General features: G+C 48.5%; 14 protein-coding genes. 1 reads left to right on the forward strand and 13 read right to left on the reverse strand.

The window, feature by feature from the left end; translation table 11 throughout:
• Nucleotides 1–176 precede the first annotated feature (176 nt).
• The 6 genes from QNM19_RS07805 to tmk all read right to left on the reverse strand — a co-directional run bounded on the left by QNM19_RS07805 (nucleotide 177) and on the right by tmk (nucleotide 8501).
• Nucleotides 177–3860, reverse strand: coding sequence for a two-component regulator propeller domain-containing protein (locus QNM19_RS07805; RefSeq protein ID WP_284026564.1), 3684 nt, complete (start codon nucleotides 3858–3860; stop codon nucleotides 177–179).
• A 78-nt stretch (nucleotides 3861–3938) separates the two neighbouring features.
• Nucleotides 3939–5807 (reverse strand): alkaline phosphatase D family protein, encoded by a 1869-nt coding sequence (locus tag QNM19_RS07810; protein WP_049865291.1) that lies wholly within the window; start codon nucleotides 5805–5807, stop codon nucleotides 3939–3941.
• Nucleotides 5797–6585: a TatD family hydrolase gene (locus tag QNM19_RS07815; RefSeq protein WP_049865292.1), complete on the reverse strand. Its 789-nt coding sequence runs from the start codon at nucleotides 6583–6585 to the stop codon at nucleotides 5797–5799. The genes QNM19_RS07810 and QNM19_RS07815 overlap by 11 nt, the downstream gene beginning before the upstream one ends.
• A gap of 8 nt (nucleotides 6586–6593) precedes the next feature.
• Complete coding sequence (locus QNM19_RS07820; protein ID WP_049865293.1) at nucleotides 6594–6920, reverse strand: PilZ domain-containing protein; 327 nt, start codon at nucleotides 6918–6920, stop codon at nucleotides 6594–6596.
• 8 nt (nucleotides 6921–6928) lie between these two features.
• Nucleotides 6929–7834: a DNA polymerase III subunit gene (locus QNM19_RS07825; protein ID WP_049865294.1), complete on the reverse strand. Its 906-nt coding sequence runs from the start codon at nucleotides 7832–7834 to the stop codon at nucleotides 6929–6931.
• Between the two features lie 13 nt (nucleotides 7835–7847).
• Nucleotides 7848–8501, reverse strand: coding sequence for a dTMP kinase (gene tmk, locus QNM19_RS07830; RefSeq protein ID WP_049865295.1), 654 nt, complete (start codon nucleotides 8499–8501; stop codon nucleotides 7848–7850).
• A gap of 148 nt (nucleotides 8502–8649) precedes the next feature.
• Between tmk and QNM19_RS07835 the strand changes: the two genes are divergently transcribed.
• Entirely contained in the window at nucleotides 8650–9711 is a 1062-nt protein-coding gene (locus tag QNM19_RS07835) for a DUF6765 family protein (RefSeq protein ID WP_049865296.1), read from the forward strand.
• Between the two features lie 44 nt (nucleotides 9712–9755).
• Here the strand turns inward: QNM19_RS07835 and QNM19_RS07840 are convergent, their stop codons facing one another.
• The 7 genes from QNM19_RS07840 to hrpA form a co-directional block, all read right to left on the reverse strand.
• Nucleotides 9756–10187: a cupin domain-containing protein gene (locus QNM19_RS07840; protein WP_049865297.1), complete on the reverse strand. Its 432-nt coding sequence runs from the start codon at nucleotides 10185–10187 to the stop codon at nucleotides 9756–9758.
• Between the two features lie 48 nt (nucleotides 10188–10235).
• On the reverse strand, nucleotides 10236–11018 hold the full coding sequence (locus QNM19_RS07845) for a kinase (RefSeq protein WP_156202355.1): 783 nt from the start codon (nucleotides 11016–11018) through the stop codon (nucleotides 10236–10238).
• A gap of 94 nt (nucleotides 11019–11112) precedes the next feature.
• A complete protein-coding gene (locus QNM19_RS07850) occupies nucleotides 11113–11787 on the reverse strand; it encodes a response regulator (protein ID WP_049865299.1) in 675 nt (224 codons plus the stop codon).
• Between the two features lie 73 nt (nucleotides 11788–11860).
• Entirely contained in the window at nucleotides 11861–13471 is a 1611-nt protein-coding gene (locus QNM19_RS07855; protein ID WP_284026565.1) for an ATP-binding protein, read from the reverse strand.
• Between the two features lie 353 nt (nucleotides 13472–13824).
• Nucleotides 13825–14118 (reverse strand): PilZ domain-containing protein, encoded by a 294-nt coding sequence (locus QNM19_RS07860; RefSeq protein ID WP_010381684.1) that lies wholly within the window; start codon nucleotides 14116–14118, stop codon nucleotides 13825–13827.
• Between the two features lie 42 nt (nucleotides 14119–14160).
• Nucleotides 14161–14559, reverse strand: a complete 399-nt coding sequence (locus tag QNM19_RS07865) for a response regulator (RefSeq protein WP_010381687.1) — start codon at nucleotides 14557–14559, stop codon at nucleotides 14161–14163.
• Nucleotides 14560–14646: 87 nt separating this feature from the next.
• Entirely contained in the window at nucleotides 14647–18531 is a 3885-nt protein-coding gene (gene hrpA, locus QNM19_RS07870) for an ATP-dependent RNA helicase HrpA (RefSeq protein WP_284026566.1), read from the reverse strand.
• Nucleotides 18532–18598 lie beyond the last annotated feature (67 nt).

Below are 18598 nucleotides of genomic sequence, written 5' to 3' on the forward strand. Positions count from 1 at the left end.
CCTTGCGCAAAGGCCGCGCTAAAGCACGACTTTGCACGATAAAGCGTTCGGCGAGCTGCGAAGCGTTGCTTCGGTCTCAAAAAAGTACGAGTGGACACATATCCCTATGGAGGGCTCCCGGCTTTTCATCCATGAAAAGCGTTCGGCGAGCTGCGAAGCGTTGCTTCGGTCTCGCCTCACCCAACCATTTCTTCGCCTTTGGGCGGGGAGTATGGGACCCTAATGGTCACTTCAATGCCCTCGCCCGGGCTTGAGTTCGCTGAGATTTCCCCTTTGAGCAGTTGTGTGACCAGGTTATAAACGATATGCATGCCCAAGCCACAACCACCCTGACTCCTTTTCGTCGTTACAAACGGATCAAACAGGGTTTTCAGGCCTGCTTTTGGCATGCCCACGCCATCATCGCGATAGATTAGTAACCAATGCTCTCCGGCCATGCTTGTTGATACCTCAACCTTGCCCTGCGGATGAGCTTCAAAGCCATGGATCATGGAGTTGTTGAATAAGTTCGTCATGATTTGGTAGATGGCGCCCGGGTAGGTATTCACTAGCATGTCCTCGTCGCCCGTAATGGTCAGGCCAATCTCTTTGCCTTTGCTCAGTGGTAACAAAGAGCTGAAGACATCGGCGATATAATCCTTCACATTGATGTCTCGTTCAACTTCACTGGACTGATCCACAGCAACCTGTTTAAAGTTGCTGATCAGCATTTGTGCCCTGTCCAGGTTACGTAAGATGAGCCGATACCCCTCTTCCTGTTCGGCATTAAAACGCTCTAAATCCGTCTGGCGTAGTTGCTTTTCCTGAAGCTTTTCGTTGATGTTGTGCAGACACTCCTGATTATAGGTCAGCGCCGTAATAGCCACGCCCAGTGGTGTATTAATCTCATGGGCGATGCCTGCGACCACATTACCCAGTGAGGCCATTTTCTCACTTTCTATGAGCTCTTGCTGGGTACGTTTAAGCTCCATCATAGCTTGTTCGAGTTTCTGGTTTTTCTTATATAGCTCATCCGTACGCATAGCAACTTTGATTTCAAGTTGCTCATTGAGCGTTTGTAAGGCATTCTGATGCGCCTTCAGCTCCGCAATGTCCTTTAATGCGCCAACAATACGCTGTGGTCTGCCATGATGGTCACGGCTCACCACCTTGCCACGCTCTAATACCCAGCTCCACTGGTCTTTTAACGTTTTGACACGCATGGCGATTTCATAAGTATCCAGCTCTCCTTCAAGGCATGATTCGATCTTTTCTTCCCAGGCAATGCAATCTTTTGGATGCACAAACTGATCAATGTCTTCAACTGTCATGGCCGTTTGGTTTTTACCATAGTCAATGCGCGGTTTTACGCAGTAGCGATAGACTTTTTTGTCTTCCAGATGCCAGTCCCACAGTTCATCGCCACTGGCCCACAAACTCAGCTCAAGGCGCTGCTGAAGCTCATTCATGACTCTGTTGTCATTCACGACCTGACGATAACGTGCCTGGCGTTGCCTGAACCACAAAGCAAAGCTGAGTGTTAAGGCCACGATATAAAAGGTTTTTGAGTACCAGTCCCACCACCAGGGTGCCTTTATCTGGATTGTAAAACGATGCACAGGTGACTTCTGATTGAAGCGATTCACCGTATAAGTCTGTACCTGATAATTACCAGGCTCCAATTTCAGCAAGTTAATTTGCCTGACACCATCTGCGAGTTTCAACCATTGGTCACTCAACCCAACAATACGATAAAAGAAATTCAGCCGCTCAGAGCCATAATCCAGACTGGAGTAATGTAAAGAGACGATATCCTGATCGTAATTAAGTAGCAGTTTTTCAGTCAGCTCAGGCGCCAGTGCCAGCTCGCTGCTGGCTTCAGGATGTAAAACTTCGCCAAGCAGCTCGATATTGGAGATCAGTAAAGGACGGATCCCAAACGCAATGCGGATCTGCTCAGGGTAAAACTGGTTGAACCCTTTGGCGCCGCCAATAAATACCCGACCATCAGGGGCTAACCAGGCTGCATTGTAGTTAAATTCATTATCCTGTACGCCGTCTACTACCAGAAAATTATCGATATTATGGTCGTGAATATTAATCCGGCTCAGACCACCGCTGGTTCCGAGCCAGATATGTTCCTGTTGATCAAATACCATGGCCCAGACCGCCTCATTCGCCAGCCCATCGGTCACTTTAAGTACTTTTTCCACCTCGAACTGCTTGTTGAGAATGCTTATACCGGATTCACTGGCCACCCAGACTGCACCGAGTGAATCGCGGGACAACATGAACACAATATCGGATGCCAGCCCATTGTTGGTCGTGAGAGATTTGATATTCTGGCCATCGTAATGAAATAAACCATCACCCACACTCCCAAAGTAGAAGCCATCGCCGTCTACCAGGAGTGAAGAAACATGATTAGGTGCCGACACGGATGGCGCAAAGAAGGGCTGCAACTTTTTCTGAGCTTCGTCGTAATAAAGCAACCCCAAAGTTCGCGAGCTAAGTAAAACCAACTGTTTAAATACGGTGATATCATTAAAACTCAGCTCAGGTCCGTTGCCAAAATCAGGCATAAAATAGGTGACTTCACCGCTTATCAGGTTTAACCGTGCGACTCCGGCACCACGTGATGTCAGCCAGGCATGCTCTCCGACAATCTGTATCTTAGTGATAAAAGTATTGGAAAAACGGGCTAGCTGAGGATAAACCTGCTCTACTTTCACAAACCTTTGCTGCTCAAAAATATAGCCACCACTGGAAGTTGCAACCCACAGCCTGTCCGATTCATCCAGCGCGAAGCTGCGAACATCTGAATTAGTTAACGGAGAGTGTGGATAATTGTACTCGCCCACATGGCCAAAGGTTTCACTGAGCTGACTGATAAAATGCAAACCCCGAGTCTCTGTCCCTATCCACAGGTCGCTGTTGCTATCGCGAAATACCGAGAGGATACTGCTATCCTGTAATCCCGATTTATTATTGCCACGTTTATACCAACGCTTTTTAATTTCCCCTTTCATATCGAGCAAATACACACCATGACTGGTTGCAACAAAAAGCTCGCCAGCAGAGGCAAACACAGAATGCAGCACCAACTTAGCGTCGGATGTGATTGCGCTTTGCCATAACGCGCGCTCAAACAGCGTGTCATAGGCGGTAAGCTGGTTATCTTTACTGATCAAAAAAGCGCGTTCACCACTGACCATCAGGGATTTATAATCGCCTGCCAACAATAGAGTTGTTATGCCCGTTTGACGATTGTTGACCATCAACCCCTCGTCAGAGAGGTAATAAACCAAGTTCTTATAAACAGTTACATAGCGTATGAAATCCCCTTCCAGTGCGACTTCCTGCGGCTCTAACGTAGTCTTATCAATTACATAATAAAAACCATCTTCTGTGGTCACGGACACTGCAGCGCCCTGACAACCTATTGATTGCACCCTATCTGATAGGATCAAAGGGCTAAAATCACTCAAAAAGCTCTGAAATCGCCCTGTTACAGTGTGATAAACACTCAATCCGGTACTGGTACCAATCCACAAGGATTCACCACTGTGGCACAGGGCAGTAATAAACGCCCCGGCCAGCGCAAAGGGATCTTGTTGACGACTAGAAAATTGCTTAAAAGAATGGCCATCAAAGCGATTCAGACCAGCCTGAGTGCCTATCCAGATGTAGCCAAGCTGATCTTCTTCAATAGCAGTAATACTGACCTGACTGAGGCCAGATTCATAATCATAATGACGCATCACCTGTGCAGTATCTGAAAACACAGGGACGGCAAACGCGATTGCAGAGTGTAGCCAGATCATGAGCGATATGAGGATACTGGCACCTAACTTTGTTTGTTTTATCTGCTGCTGATACAACCCTATCACCTTTTAAACAGGCTCTTTGTTGTAACTATAGCAAAACTTTACAATCCGGCTGAGATGTCGCTTACTGGGTTAACTGGGTGTATCGTCATGTTCAGACAATGAGAACTCGGTCATTTGACCATCCCCACGTAACAACCGATAGCGACTTAAACGTCCCTGCTCCAATTCAACCAGGCTAATGGCGGAAGCACTCACCAGATAACGCTTGCCGGGGCTATCACTGTGGTGTTTACGCACCGAGAGTTGCCAACGTTTAGTAAATAAATTAAACGGGCTCCATGGTGCGAACAACCAGGTATCCAGCTTTTCCAGAATATGCAGCAGGCGTTTCGGAAACTCATTTTTAATCCCCGAAGAAGTGAGCTGCCAAATACGATTGTCATGGCGGCCAAATCGCGCGGCAACCGAAAAACAAAATGAATAGTGAACATCGCCCGAAAGTATGATCGTCTCAGAGGGTGTATCTTCACGTTTAAAAATATCGATCAGTTTTTTCGCCGCGCCCTCATGGGCCATCCAGTTTTCAACATCAACCACCAAAGGTTGACCACATGCGTTAAATACCGCCTGGATGGTCTCAATGGCCTTAACCCCAAAAACCGGTGCCGGGCTGACCAGTAAGACACTCTCCTGCTCCAGCATTTGCTCCTGCAATTCCATCAGTGTTTCCCAATCCATGAGTCCACTGGGTTCGTTAAAATCCTGTTCGTTGCGCCAGCGGTGCGTGCGCGTATCTAACACCACCACTTTCGGTTGAGTTTCAAGGCAATAATGCCACTGGGTAAAGCGATGCAAAGCTTTATCAAAGCTGGTCAGTGCCCATGTGTTGTGCGCGGTAAGGCTTTGTGTGAAGCCATCAATCAGCTTACCCGAGGCCGACAGGGCATCATTCCCCAGTCCCTGAAACAACCAGTAGGCGATCAGGCCATTGGCAATGATCCGTCGGCTTGCCGGCGAATTGGCTATATTCTGCTCCCAGCGAGCGGTCAGATTCCAGTCATCAGTCACATCGTGATCGTCAAACATCATCAGGGTCGACACATTCGCAAACAGGCGCTGCGCAGCAGGCAACGTCTCAATAAAGCCCTCCAGCGCGCGCTTATCGGCTGCAAACTCCAGCGCTTGTGGATGGCTCAGTGACTGAGCATGTAACTGAGATAAGTCAACCAACTGCCAGGCCTGATAACTGAAATTAAGCAAATAACAGGCAATAAACTCCTCAAGTGTGATGAGATGGTTGCCCGCCTTAACACTGGAGAAATGGGCCTCATCTTTTTTCAACCAATGGCTAATTGACCACTTGCTACGTGCCTGCCAGGGGGTTTTAGGTAACCAGTGATGACGCTGATACAGTTGCTGCTCCAGTGACTCAGGTAAGCTCAGTGTCAGGTTATCCTCAGAATAAATTTCCAGCAGCGAAATCAGCTTGTGAACCGCCAGCAACATCGGGCCTGCCACATCGTCCGCGTAAATTTGGTCGCCAGACATCAGCAATAAGGCGGGTCGTTTGGCGCTATCATCCAGAGTTTGATTCAGGTAGTCGTCGGCACTTGCCAGGCTGTCGCGACTGTGATGATGTGGATTGCGACATGAACCATGCAACACACTACGCAATGTGTTTGGTATCAGTAACTGAGGCGCATCCGAATAACTCAGACTGCTCATATCGAGCCATTGCCCACCAGCTTTAACACGATAGCTTAGGTTGGTATCGCACTCGAAGCGACCCGTTTTAGGTGTCACCAGTACAAAGCACAGGTACAAATAAGTGCCCAGGCGTATTTCACTCAGCTGTGACGACACCTCGACGCCTTCTACAGCGACTTCAAACTCAGGCAAGTCCGTGGTAACAAACTGCAGGCAAATTTGTGTGGGCTCTGCCCGGCGCACCATAGGGCCGAGCAATACATAGGGAAGCGCAGAACGATTAGCTGGCATTACCACGCTGAGCCAGACCAAACAAACGGTAGAAATTCTCCGTTGTCGCGCTAGCTAACTCCTTGTAACTAATACCTTTTAAATTCGCAATAAAATAAGCCACGTCCTGTACATAGGCAGGTTGATTGGTTTTGCCTCGATGTGGCACTGGTGCCAGATATGGTGAATCCGTTTCGATCAGCAGCCGCTCAAGTGGCAGGCGCTTTACAACCTCTTGCAGCTCAACGGCATTCTTAAAAGTCACAATCCCTGAGATGGAAATATAAAACCCCATATCAATGGCTTGTTTGGCCATCTCCCAGTTCTCAGTAAAGCAATGTAAGACGCCACCACACTGCTCTGCCTGATGCGCGCGCATAATATCCAGCGTATCCTGTCTGGCATCGCGGGTATGGATGATCAAAGGCTTATTGAGCTCATTGGCAATATCGATATGCTGTGCAAAACTGTCTCTTTGTACCTGATGCGTGTCTTTTGAATAGTAGTAATCCAGCCCCGTTTCACCAACCGCGACCACTTTTGGGTGCTGCGCCAATTCTTTTAATAGTGCAGGATCCAGTGCGTCTTCCTGATTGAGCGGGTGCACGCCACACGATGCCGAAACATCATCAAAGGGCAGTATTTTTTCCAGCATGGCCGGGAACTGTGCCAGCGTCACGCTCACACACAAAAAGTGTTCAACCTGTTTAGCTCTGGCATCGCTCAGGATCTCGGGTAACGCTTTTCCAATTTTATCAAAATCCAGTCTGTCCAGGTGACAGTGAGAATCTACAATCATAACAACTCTTACATGGTGTAGGTGGGTTTGCCTGAATTCAGCTTAGTACCCAGAATTTTTACTATTTTATCATTCAGCAATTCGTCTTCGGCCTCAAAGCCTACCCCGACTCCTGGCGGGTTGGAGTTCTGTGCTCCCTGTGGCGTGATCCAGACCACCTTGCCCGTGACAACATCTTCTTCCAGCGCATCCGGTAAGGTAATACGCAGCGTCAGCGCCTGACCCATTTCATAGCGGCTATTGGTTTGTACAAATAAACCACCACTTTTTTGATAAGGCATGTAGCTACGATATAGCTCGTCAATGTCTTCAAAATCAACTAGTAACTCTTGCACCTTGACTCCTATCTTAAGGTTTGCTGCAACTGATAGCACAATCGTGACAGACTCAGGGACAAGTTTAAGCCTAACACAGTGTGTTGGTCTACTGAAAACCGCCTGAGCGTGACAATTGCGGCCTGCGCTTTGTCGAATGCCAGCTCACCACGCGCTATTTTAGTGTTGATTGCCGCCAGTGCAAAGCCACAAAATACCTTGACCAGGCTAGTGTCGGCTTGTAAAGCTTTAGCTAATGCTTCAGCGTCAGCGCCTTCACCAAGACGTTGAGCTTCCTGCCACAGGTTATCAATAGCACCCAACTGCTGCGCCTGCGCCCATTTAAGTAATAATAGCGGCTGGGAGATAAAGTGAGCGACCCAAGGGTATTGTCCGCTGTGGATCCCTTGCTGTGCCAGCCAGCCTTCAGCGCTATTAACATCAGCAACCCCCACATTCATCTTGTTACAGCGACTCAAAACGGTCGCCGCTACAAGCGCAGTATCGTTGCATAACAGCAATAAGTAGCGCCCTTTTGCGGGTTCTTCGAGGGTCTTCAATAACGCATTCGCAGCAGATTCGGTGAGCTTTTCTATGCCATCAATCACCACCACTTTATTGCCTCCCTGCTGTGCAGAGTGGAATATAAAATCATTTAAACTGCGGATCGCCTCTACACTGATACTGTGTGATTCAGCCGTGATCAACAGTTTGTCCGGATGATTATCCGCTTCGACCAATAGACAGCTTTTACACTGCCCACAAGCGCGTAATGAAGTACCTGCCTGCTTGCACAGCAATGCTGCGCTAAGCGACTGCGCCAGCTCAAGTTTGCCCACGCCTGTCATACCATGGAACATCTGCGCATGATGAAAGCGCTGTTGCTGAAAACTCATCTGCAACTGCGCAAAAACCGTTTCTAACCACGGGTACATATCAACAGACCTGTCAACGATTTGTGTTATCGCGGCGAGTGGCCGCAATCACAGAATCAACGACCCTCAGGCAGGCAGACAATACAGACTGTTTATCTTCCGACGCATCAATCACACTAAAACGCTCCGGGTCAGCCTTAGCCTGAGCAAGATAGCCCTCTCGTGCGCGATGCAAAAATTCCATTTTCTCATCCTCAAGCCTGTCGAGCCCTTCGCCTCGTTGATTGACGCGTTGCAGCCCCAGCTCAGGGTCTAAATCTAAGATGAGATTCATGTCGGGCTTGAATCCGCCGAGCGCCAGTTCATTAATGGTCTTTATGGTCTCAAGATCAATACCGCGCGCGTAATGTTGAAAACTAAAAGTTGCAGCGTCAAACCGGTCTGAAATAACGACTTTACCGGCTTCCAGAGCTGGGCGGATTTTTTCTTCTACGTGTTGTGCCCGGGCTGCGCCAAACAACATCAATTCGGTCATTGAGCTCATTTCTGGTGTGCTGGGGTCTAATATCACGCTACGGATCTTCTCACCAATCGGCGTGCCACCGGGCTCGCGGGTCAGTACTACTTCAAATCCCTGTTGCCCGAGATAGTCGGCAATGCCCTGAATCACGGTTGTCTTGCCAGCACCGTTACTGCCATCACAAACCAACATAAAACCTTTACTCATACACTCTCTCTGACATACCGCTCGGTACCCTGTACCGTTATCTAAAAAATAACTGACATTATAGCGGTTTCACGTCGCTATCAGTAGGATTAATTCTTTGAATAGTGTACCGTTTAATGCATCAATCGATTTTCGCAGGGATAAAGTAATGCAAATTGATCTCCATCACGCTATGACCTGGGTGGTTGCCAGAGACGCCGGTTTCTCGCCTGCTCAGGCCACCACCATAGCTCACGCGGCACAATATGTAGACGATGCCACCAACTATGGTCATATCAAGTTTCATAACGGTGCAGCTTACGAGCGTATTGCAACTGCCCATAAAATGCTTGAGTATCGTAATCTGGATAGCCTTAAAAACATGAAAGTGTGGGTGCCGTTTCATTTTTTGCCTGGCAATGGGGGGTTACCTGCTGGGGAAAACCCTGCGGGCAGCTTTATTCAGAAACTTGTGTGTCGGCCACATTCGTTTGTAGCAAAAGACATGGTTGCAGAAGTGTTAGCGGATAAAGACCGGCCTCATTCATTGCATCGCCTGGGGATCACCGCACACGTCTTTATCGATACTTGGGGACACCGCGGCTTTGCGGGGGTTGACCACCCAGTCAATCACGTTCGTGACATCAAAGATCATAATGGTCAGAGCCACGAAACACTCATCGCAAAAGTCACCGATTACTTTGCCAATATTCTGCAGGACAATATTCCCAGTCTGGGCCATGGTCAGGCGCTATCACACCCTGACCTGCCACATCAGCACTGGTCTTATCAAAATGGTCTTGGTGAAGCCGTTGAACGCAATAACCCGGTTGACTTTTTGCAAGCAGCAAACGCGCTGTGTAAAGTATTTCAGACTTACCTGGTCAGGCCCATCACTGGTTTGTCACCTGGCGTAGAGCGAGAGATTGCACAGTGCTTTAGTCAGTTTGTCAGTGATAACGGCGCGACACGCCACCAGCAATGGTTGGATGCCATCGCCGCCGATCGCTTTGGCCTGGGGGCACACCAACTGACTTACATCGCCAAAGGACCAGGCTCCTGGAAACATCAGGCGCTGGGTACCACGCTGGCAGATGGTGATGAAGATTGCTATCAGTATCACCCGGACTTTCTGCACAGTGACTGGAAGCACTTCCATGATGCGGCGAAAAAACATCGCCAAAGTATCATAGTCGATATCTTACCCAGATACGGGATCTGTGTCAGTTAAACCCGTTGGTATCGTACTCAGATTCTGATACGGTGCCAACGCGACTAGTCTTGTTTTAGTGTAACAGGCTGATCTTTAACGCCGGCATAGAATACCACTATCTGCGCGGCTTCTTTACCCACACTTTTCCCCCAGTGCCAGGTATCAACAACCTCGACCAGGGTATCACCCGCTTTGATGTGGATCATCTCCCCACTTTGTGTCTCAACCTCAAGCTCTCCCTTTAACAACAACCCGGCATTAATGTAGGGATGTTTGTGAACAGGTAAAGTCTGGCCGGAAGGAATGGTAAAGCGCATGATCTGCACCTCTGGCTGGCCTTTTGGGTAAGCTGGCAACACGGAACCATTCCAGCTATATTGCTGCTTTGTCAGCGTTTCTACCTTGATCTGTTCAGTACTGTGCGCTTGCGCTGTACTGATGCTCGTGATACTCACTAACCATAAAGCCGATAAGGAAAATACAGTGCTGTTCATAGGTGATAATCCATAAGAGTTTTGCGTATCCTAAAACGTCAATGTGTTCTAATTGTGGATCTCTGTCGACGCTGCAATATCGCGCTGTGGTGACAGTTGTAAATTGATATCACACTGAGCGGGTAAAGTTTCCAGCCCCCATTGCGTCAGTCGCTGAAAAAACTGGACGAAGTGCGTAACCTCTTGTTGCGACATGCGGCGAGACTGTGCGCCAGACAAGCTAAGCTTTTGCTCTTGCTCAAAGCGCCAGCGGGCAACATGAGAGAAACACCCTGCGTCGAGGAATATGAGCTTATCCACTTGTCTAAACAGGCTATGATAGTCCGCTTTGAGAAATTGATTGACGGCATGTCGATAACGTCCATCTGGGTCCTGGCTTTGTTCCAACTGATTGACCGGACAGCGCAATTGCTCAGCTGACTGTGCTTCTACCCCAAGACACCAGCCTTCCAGGATCAAGACATCCAAAGTGTGGGTATGCGTCCACAGTTCAGGTGCAAACGGCTCATCCATGGATTTGTCGAATCGGGGTAATATGAGTGGCTGTCGGGCCCGAAATCTTGCCAGAACCTCTTCGGCCAGTGCGGTATTATGTGTACCAGGTACGCCCCGGGTTTGAAACAAGGGATGAATATCAGCGGCACGCTGTGCGCGCTGTGACCGGCTCAGGTAGAAATCATCCAAAGACACGCTGTCAGTGCGCAATCCATGCTGCCTCAGTTCAGTCTTTAAATATTCTGCCAGTGTCGATTTTCCGCTGCCCTGAGACCCACTGATCCCCAGACACAAGGGTGTCTGCTGCGCTACCTGCTTTGCCAACCAGCGTGCCACAGGCACCAGCGACTGAATGTATTGTTCAGTCAGCCCGTGCTCTCTACAAAATTGGCGTTGCCGGGGCGCTATAACAAAAGCGTCATTCATTGAACTATGAATTGTCGGTCAACTCATATTTATAACCCGCGCCATAAATAGAGTGGATGAACTCGCTGTTCGGGGACAATTGGGACAACTTTTTGCGAATTTTTTTGATATGACTGTCTATCGTACGATCACTGACGATGCGGTCATCATCGTAAATATTGTCCATCAAGCGCGAACGGTTATAAATTCGTCCGGGATGTGCCACCAGAGTTTGCAACAACACAAACTCCACCTGAGTCAGTTCAACAGAATTATTTTGGTAGGTTACAAACAGGGTATTTTCATCAAGCAACAACTGCTCTGATTGTGGTGTACTGGCACCCACCCGGCGCAAGATGGCTTTGACCCGTGCCACAACCTCTCTTGGGCTGTAAGGTTTGCACACGTAATCATCAGCTCCCACTTCAAGGCCAAGTAAGCGATCTATCTCTTCCACTTTGGCGGTCGTCATGATAATGGGCACCATGGAGTTGCGCCGCACTTCCCGACAGATAACAATGCCATCGACATTAGGTAACATCAAATCGAGTAATATAATATCGGGATCAAAGCTCTCAACGGCAGCCAACGCCTGGGCGCCATCATGGACCATCTGTAATTCATAGCCCGCCTGAGTGACGTACTTGCCCAAAATAGCCGCAAGCTTTTTCTCGTCTTCTATGATCAGTACTTTTTGCATCTTAGGCGCTCACTTTCACCTTGGGTCTTCTCCTCCCCAAAATTAAGTGAAATCGCTTGAATTTACAACCCTTTTAAGCAAACCGCATCACCACTGCCAAACCGCCAAGGTCACTTTCGCGAGCCTCAATTGTGCCATTATGCGCCTGCACTATACTGGTACAGATTGCCAGCCCCAGGCCTGAGCCGCCTGAGGCGCGATCTCGGGACTGTTTTACTCGATATAATCGATCGAACAACTTGTCTAACAGCTCGGGTTCTACCCCGGGCGAGCTATCCTGCCAGACTATCTCAATTTGCTCCCCATGTTGTTCGATCGTGACCTGTATTCGGCCTGGATTGTCCTGATCAGAATCGGTATAACGCAAGGTGTTTTGCATCAGGTTACCGAATAGTTGTGCCATGCGTCTGTCATCACAGTCCATCAAACTCTGCATGTTTCCTTTCAGCTGATACTCAAAATGACGATTGGCGAGCTGTGCCTGATGATTGCCAAAGGTTTGCTCTACCAGCTCGCCCAGGCAGTGTGGTGCCATTTGATAGCTTAATGAGCCTCTGTCGGACATGGATAACTGGTGCAAATCATCTACTAACTGAGTCAGCCGACCAATCTCCTCGTGCAATGACTGCAACTGAGCAGGATCCGTTTCTATCACACCATCGATCATCCCTTCTAATTCGGCTTTGAATACAGCGATTGGCGTGCGCAGTTCATGGGAGATATCGGCGATCCACTGTTGTCTTGCTTGTTGGTTTTCTCGCAAGGTCTCGGACAGGGTGTTCAGATCCCGGGCGAGCATGCCCAACTCATCGTTACTGTCCGTGTTTAAATTGCTCTGATAATCACCGTTTGCCAGGTTTTGTGCTGCACGACGTAATGCCAGCACAGGGGCAACCAGATAATGACTAAACGGAATGGCCAATAGGCTCGAGGCAATCAGAGCGGTAATGGCGATGTACATAAACCAATTTTTTTGACGCTCGGCAAATAAACTATCGAACCGGTTACTAACCACCAGGCCGTCTTCAAGTCCTACATATCCTAGTAAAGGCGCATCGGTTTTGTCAGATTGATAAACAGGCACCCAAAGAGTGGTTCGGGTTGTTGTAAGCGAGCCAATCACCTGCTCCCCGGCCGCATTTTTATACACCAGACGACCACTGCCATTGTCCCCATGTCCTCTGGGCGGCCTGCGCCGTCTTTCCGGACGCGCACTGCCTTCGCCCTTTGCGGATCGCTCAGCACCGAACTCCGCCTCTTTGCCTGAACGTCGCTTATAGTGGGGCTTCTTGCTATCCTCACCGCGCATTCCTCGTCCTTCACGTCCAGGCCCCCGCCCCTCATGATCAGACGGCCGACGCGGCCGATGCATAGCAGGACTGTCGTAGCTATCATACGATGACGCAGATCTGGCGTTGGTGGCGCTGGTTACATTCCCTCTCAGCTCTTCAACCAGCTGATGCCAGGCCGGGTGGCGATGAAACACCCACTCCTCACCGTAGCGTACGTAATTATCTCGAATAGAAGGCATTAAGGCGACCAACCGGGCACGGCTATTTTGCTGAATATAGTCTTGAAAGCTCTTTTCAAAAGCAGTCTGATTGGCAAAGTAGATCGCCATGATCAATACGGTGTTGACCAACAGCAAAATAGCCAGCAGCTTGTGCCGTATTGTCAGTTTCATGATGTTGCTACCCCTGTGAACGGAACTCAAAACATGGAATACCAATTGTACTTACTACCTGATCAATTTGAAGGAGCAAATATGACGCTAACGGAGTTAAAAATTTCTCATTTAGAACAACCAAATAGAAAATTTTTGCCTGGTTATCGACCCTCATTTCTCGTCTCAAAATAGAATACTTTATTAAGTCAATTGGTGTAAGACCAGATGCTAGTCAGTATGTAAGGTTAATGTGCAAATAGTGTGGAAGTAGTGACAAAATTTACCAAAGCAGGAACACGCTCATGCAACGGCTCAGTGTGAGTGGCCCGCCAAAAGTCAGGCGAGCCGGGCTTCTAACTCAAGTGGGCTGACTAATTAAACTGCACGATTTCCAGGCCAAGCATATAGCCTTCACCTTCGCTGTTGTTACCACACCGAATGACTTTAACATGTGCGTTGAGCGGAGGAACTGATCCACCATGGCTATCAATAAACACATCCAGCATTTCGTTGATCTCGAGGGGTTCCTCAACAATGATTGATAATCCCGTGGCACTTAAGTCGTGACAAGTACCGTGCAGTTTGTGCCCCGAGGACAACACGGTTAACTGTGCCTGTGTATTGACCATCATGCGCATAAAGCGCCTTTTATCCTCATGTATCATGGCGTGCTCCACTCTTTGTTATCATTGCTTGCCTGCAAAAAATTACCTTGGAATTATTTGCACCATATTTTTTATTTTCTCAGATAAGGATTGCATGGAAAAGGGCTTAACCACATAGGCATCACAGCCGGCATCAAAGCCCGCCTGTTTCTCCTGCTCCGACTCCAGGCCAGATACCATGAGTACGGGAATATCACGAGTTTCAGGCGTATTCTTCAACATCCGACAGGTATCATACCCATCCAGCCCAGGCATACATACATCGAGCAGGATCACATCTGGCGGATCGGCAATCGCATTCGACAGGCAGCTCTTACCCGATTCAGCATAGCTAAATTTAAATGCGTCTGACAAAGCCATTGAAAGCATCTCAAAATTGAAATACTCGTCGTCAACCACTAGCACATGCGGCGTTTTCATCCTGCTCCCCTGTGTGGACATAGTCAATGCCGCTTCCTTTTCACAATCCAAAAATAGTTTCCTCTTAATAAGGTAATTGCCCTAATGCAAATTGCAAGTCAAAACACACTATTCGATCTCATTTAACGCATTGGTGATCCGTTTTGCCGAAATCGGATAAGGTGTTCCTAGTGTTTGAGCAAACAATGACACCCGAAGTTCCTGTTGCATCCAGAAAATCTCATCAAGTGTTGTTGGCATCGGAATCCCTTTTGGCTGTTTGTTACACTTATCGGTATAGGCCGACGCCACTTTTTCAAGCTCCAGAACACATAAACGGTCCCGATTAGGGTCAACAGGCAGCTTCTCCAGACGCTTTTCGATGGCTTTCATATAACGCAGCAAATCCGGCAGCTTATGTGCCCCATGCTGACTAACGAACCCTTTAAAAATCAGGCTTTCCAGCTGAGATTTAATATCACCATGGGCCGTGATCATGGTCAAATCAACACGTCCTTTCATACGCTTATTGATACCATGAGCAATGCTCAGCACCTGCTCAACCGCAGAGGCAATTTCCACTACTTTATCGCCAAGTTCAGCCCGGACATGCTCTTTGGCTTGTTCAAAGTCCTGTTCAGAACGAATCGCACTATAGTCACCCAGCAAGGCATCAATCCCCGCTGCGGTACAATCATCAATTAAATCGTTAATTTTACCGAACGGATTGAAGTAAAGTCCCAGTTTGGCTTTATTAGGTAAATGCTGCTGTAGATACTTCACCGGCGAGGGCACATTCAGCATCACCAGTCGGCGTAAACCAAGACGATGTGCCTGATGCGCCTTCAAAGGGTGATCAAACAAACTGATTGATGTACTTTGCTTATTATCTACCAGAGCAGGGAAAGCTTTGATCTCGTACCCCCCCTGCTTCTTGGTGTATTCACTGGGCAAGTCACCAAACGACCACTCTGTAAGCCCTTCCTGCTCTATGCCCTTTTCAGCCACCTTAGACAGCGTTTGTGTTACTTTGCCTTGTAACTTGGCTTTGAGTACATCCAGATCATAGCCATGAGCAATGACCTTGTTATGTTCATCAAGTACCTGGAACTGCATTTTTAAATGAGATTCCAGCGCCCCTAAATCAAATGCTTCAACATCAACTTTAACCCCTGTCATACGCAAAAGACGATTGGCCAGCGCTTCCAGAAAGCCCCCTTGCATCGGCTCAATGGCAGCCAGCACTGCATCAGCATAGTTAGGTGCAGGGACAAAATTACGCCGCAGACTTTTTGGCAGGCTCTTAATCAATGAACAGATCAAGTCATGACGCAGTGCCGGGATATGCCAGTCAAAACCCTCAGAGGCGACCTGGTTGAGCAACGGTAGGGGTATATTTACTGTTACACCATCCACCGGCTGACCCGGCTCAAAGTGGTAGCTCAAGGGCAGCATCAGGTTACCCTGCTGCCACACATCGGGATAATCTAACGCCGTAATATGCGACGCTTCGTGCTGCATCAAGGCATCCCGATCCATGTGTAAGAATCGTTTATCGGCTTTTTTCTTATCTTTCCACCAGTGATTAAAAGCAGCGCGATTATTAACATCAGCCGGGATCCGCGTTTCATAAAAGGCCTGCATCATATGCTCATCAACCAGAATATCACGACGACGGGCTTTGTTTTCCAGATCCTGAATGTCTTCAATCAAGGCCTGATTGTGCTGTAAAAAGGCTTCGTTTTGCCCTAATTGCTGAGCAACCAGTGCTTCTTTGATGAATAATTCACGACACAGAGCGGGTTCAATCTGGCTGTATACTGTGCGCTTTTTACCCACTATGATTAATCCATACAGGGTTTGCTGTTCAAATGCGATGACACAGCCCTGTTTCTTCTCCCAGTGTGGTTCACTGTAGCTGCGCTTAACCAGATGCTCCGCCAGTGGTGCTACCCAGTTCACGTCAATCTTGGCGTTAATACGGGCGTACAGCTTACTGGTTTCCACCAATTCGGCTGCCATCACCCATTTGGGGCTCTTTTTAAACAGGCCTGACCCTGGGAAAATATGAAATTGGCTGTTACGAGCGCCCTTGTAGAATTTCTTCTCGTCTTTTTGACCAATGTGACTCAGCATCCCGCTCAATAACGCTTGGTGAATGGCCTCGAAGCTCGCCTCATTACCAGACGCCTTTAATCCCATCTCAGTGCAGACTGTGGTTAGTTGGTAAACAATGTCCTGCCACTCTCTCACCCGCATATAGGCCAAAAAGTCCTTCTGACACTGCTTTCTGAACTGGCTACGACTCAGCGCCTCTTGCTGCTCTTCCAGATACTGCCACAAGTTAAGAAACGCCATGAAATCCGAATCAGCATCTTCGAACCGACCATGTTTTTCATCCGCTGCGCCGCGTTTTTCCTGCGGTCGCTCTCTGGGGTCCTGGATAGACAAAGCAGCTGCAATGATGATCACTTCACGCAGCGCCCCTAAAGGCGCGGCAGCCAGTACCATGCGCGCGAGGCGAGGATCGATAGGCAAACGGCTCAGTTTACGGCCGGTCTGAGTCAATGAGGTTTGTTCACGTCTGGCTGCAGGCTTGACCGCCCCCAGCTCTTCGAGCAAACTGACACCATCTGTGATGTTGCGGTTGTCTGGTGCCTGAACAAATGGAAAGCGCTTAATGTCACCCAGACCCAGCGCCAGCATTTGCAAAATAACTGATGCCAGGTTAGTACGCAGAATCTCAGGATCTGTGAATTCAGGGCGACCCAGGAAATCTTCCTCGGAATACAGACGGATACACACCCCCGCAGCAACCCGGCCGCATCGACCCATACGCTGATTTGCACTGGCCTGAGAGACGGCCTCGATAGGCAGCCTCTGTACTTTAGTTCGGTAACTATAGCGACTGATCCGCGCGGTACCCGGATCGATAACGTAGCGGATCCCGGGTACCGTCAGAGACGTTTCTGCAACGTTGGTTGAAAGTACAATACGGCGGTGACTATGCGCAGCAAAAATACGATTCTGCTCCGCATTCGACAAGCGAGCATACAAAGGTAATATCTCAACCCCTTTAAGGTTGCGCTTGCTCAATGCGTCCGCGGTATCGCGGATTTCCCGCTCACCATTCATAAAAATAAGAATATCACCGGGACCCTCAGCGCACAGCTCATCAACAGCATCAAAAATGCCCTGTAATTGATCGTTTTCAGCTTCGCTTTCATCCCCACTGGCATCTATCACCGGTCGGTAGCGCACTTCTACCGGATAAGTACGTCCCGAGACTTCTATGATGGGTGCATTATTAAAGTGTTTTGAAAAACGCTCCGGATCTATGGTTGCTGAGGTGATGATCACTTTCAGATCGGGCCGTTTAGGGAGCAGGTTTTTCAGGTAGCCGAGAATAAAGTCAATGTTCAGACTGCGCTCGTGGGCTTCATCGATAATAATTGTATCGTACTGATTCAGGTATCTGTCTTGCTGGATCTCAGCCAGCAAAATACCATCGGTCATCAGCTTGATATAACTTTTGTCAGAAACCTGATCACTAAAACGGATCTTAAAACCCACTTCCTGACCAAGCTCACAATTAAGCTCTTCGGCAATACGGTTGGACACGCTTCGTGCAGCCAGACGACGGGGCTGAGTGTGACCAATATAGCCATCAACGCCACGACCCAGCTCCAGACAAATTTTAGGTAACTGAGTGGTTTTACCTGAGCCAGTCTCACCCGCAACTATAACGACCTGGTTCTCCGCAATGGCTTTTTTAATATCGTCTTTTTTCTGACTGACAGGCAGTGATTCGGGGTATTGCACACTCGGCAGGCCAGCCAGACGCTTTACTCTGAGCGTTTGGCTGTGCGCTATATCACGCGTTATCTGAGTGATTACCTTTTGCTGTTTCGCTTCATCTTTTATTTTTTTAACGCCCTGAAGGCGCTTTTTAAAGAGAAACTGATCCTTTTTGAGGCAATCCGCTATGTTCGAATACAACGACTGCAAATCCACTACACGACACCTTGTTACTGAGAAAATCGTCGCGTAGTCTAGCAAAAAGCATGAGTACAGCCCAGTC

It is taken from the genome of Pseudoalteromonas ardens (genome assembly GCF_030125445.1).
Taxonomy (GTDB): domain Bacteria; phylum Pseudomonadota; class Gammaproteobacteria; order Enterobacterales; family Alteromonadaceae; genus Pseudoalteromonas; species Pseudoalteromonas ardens.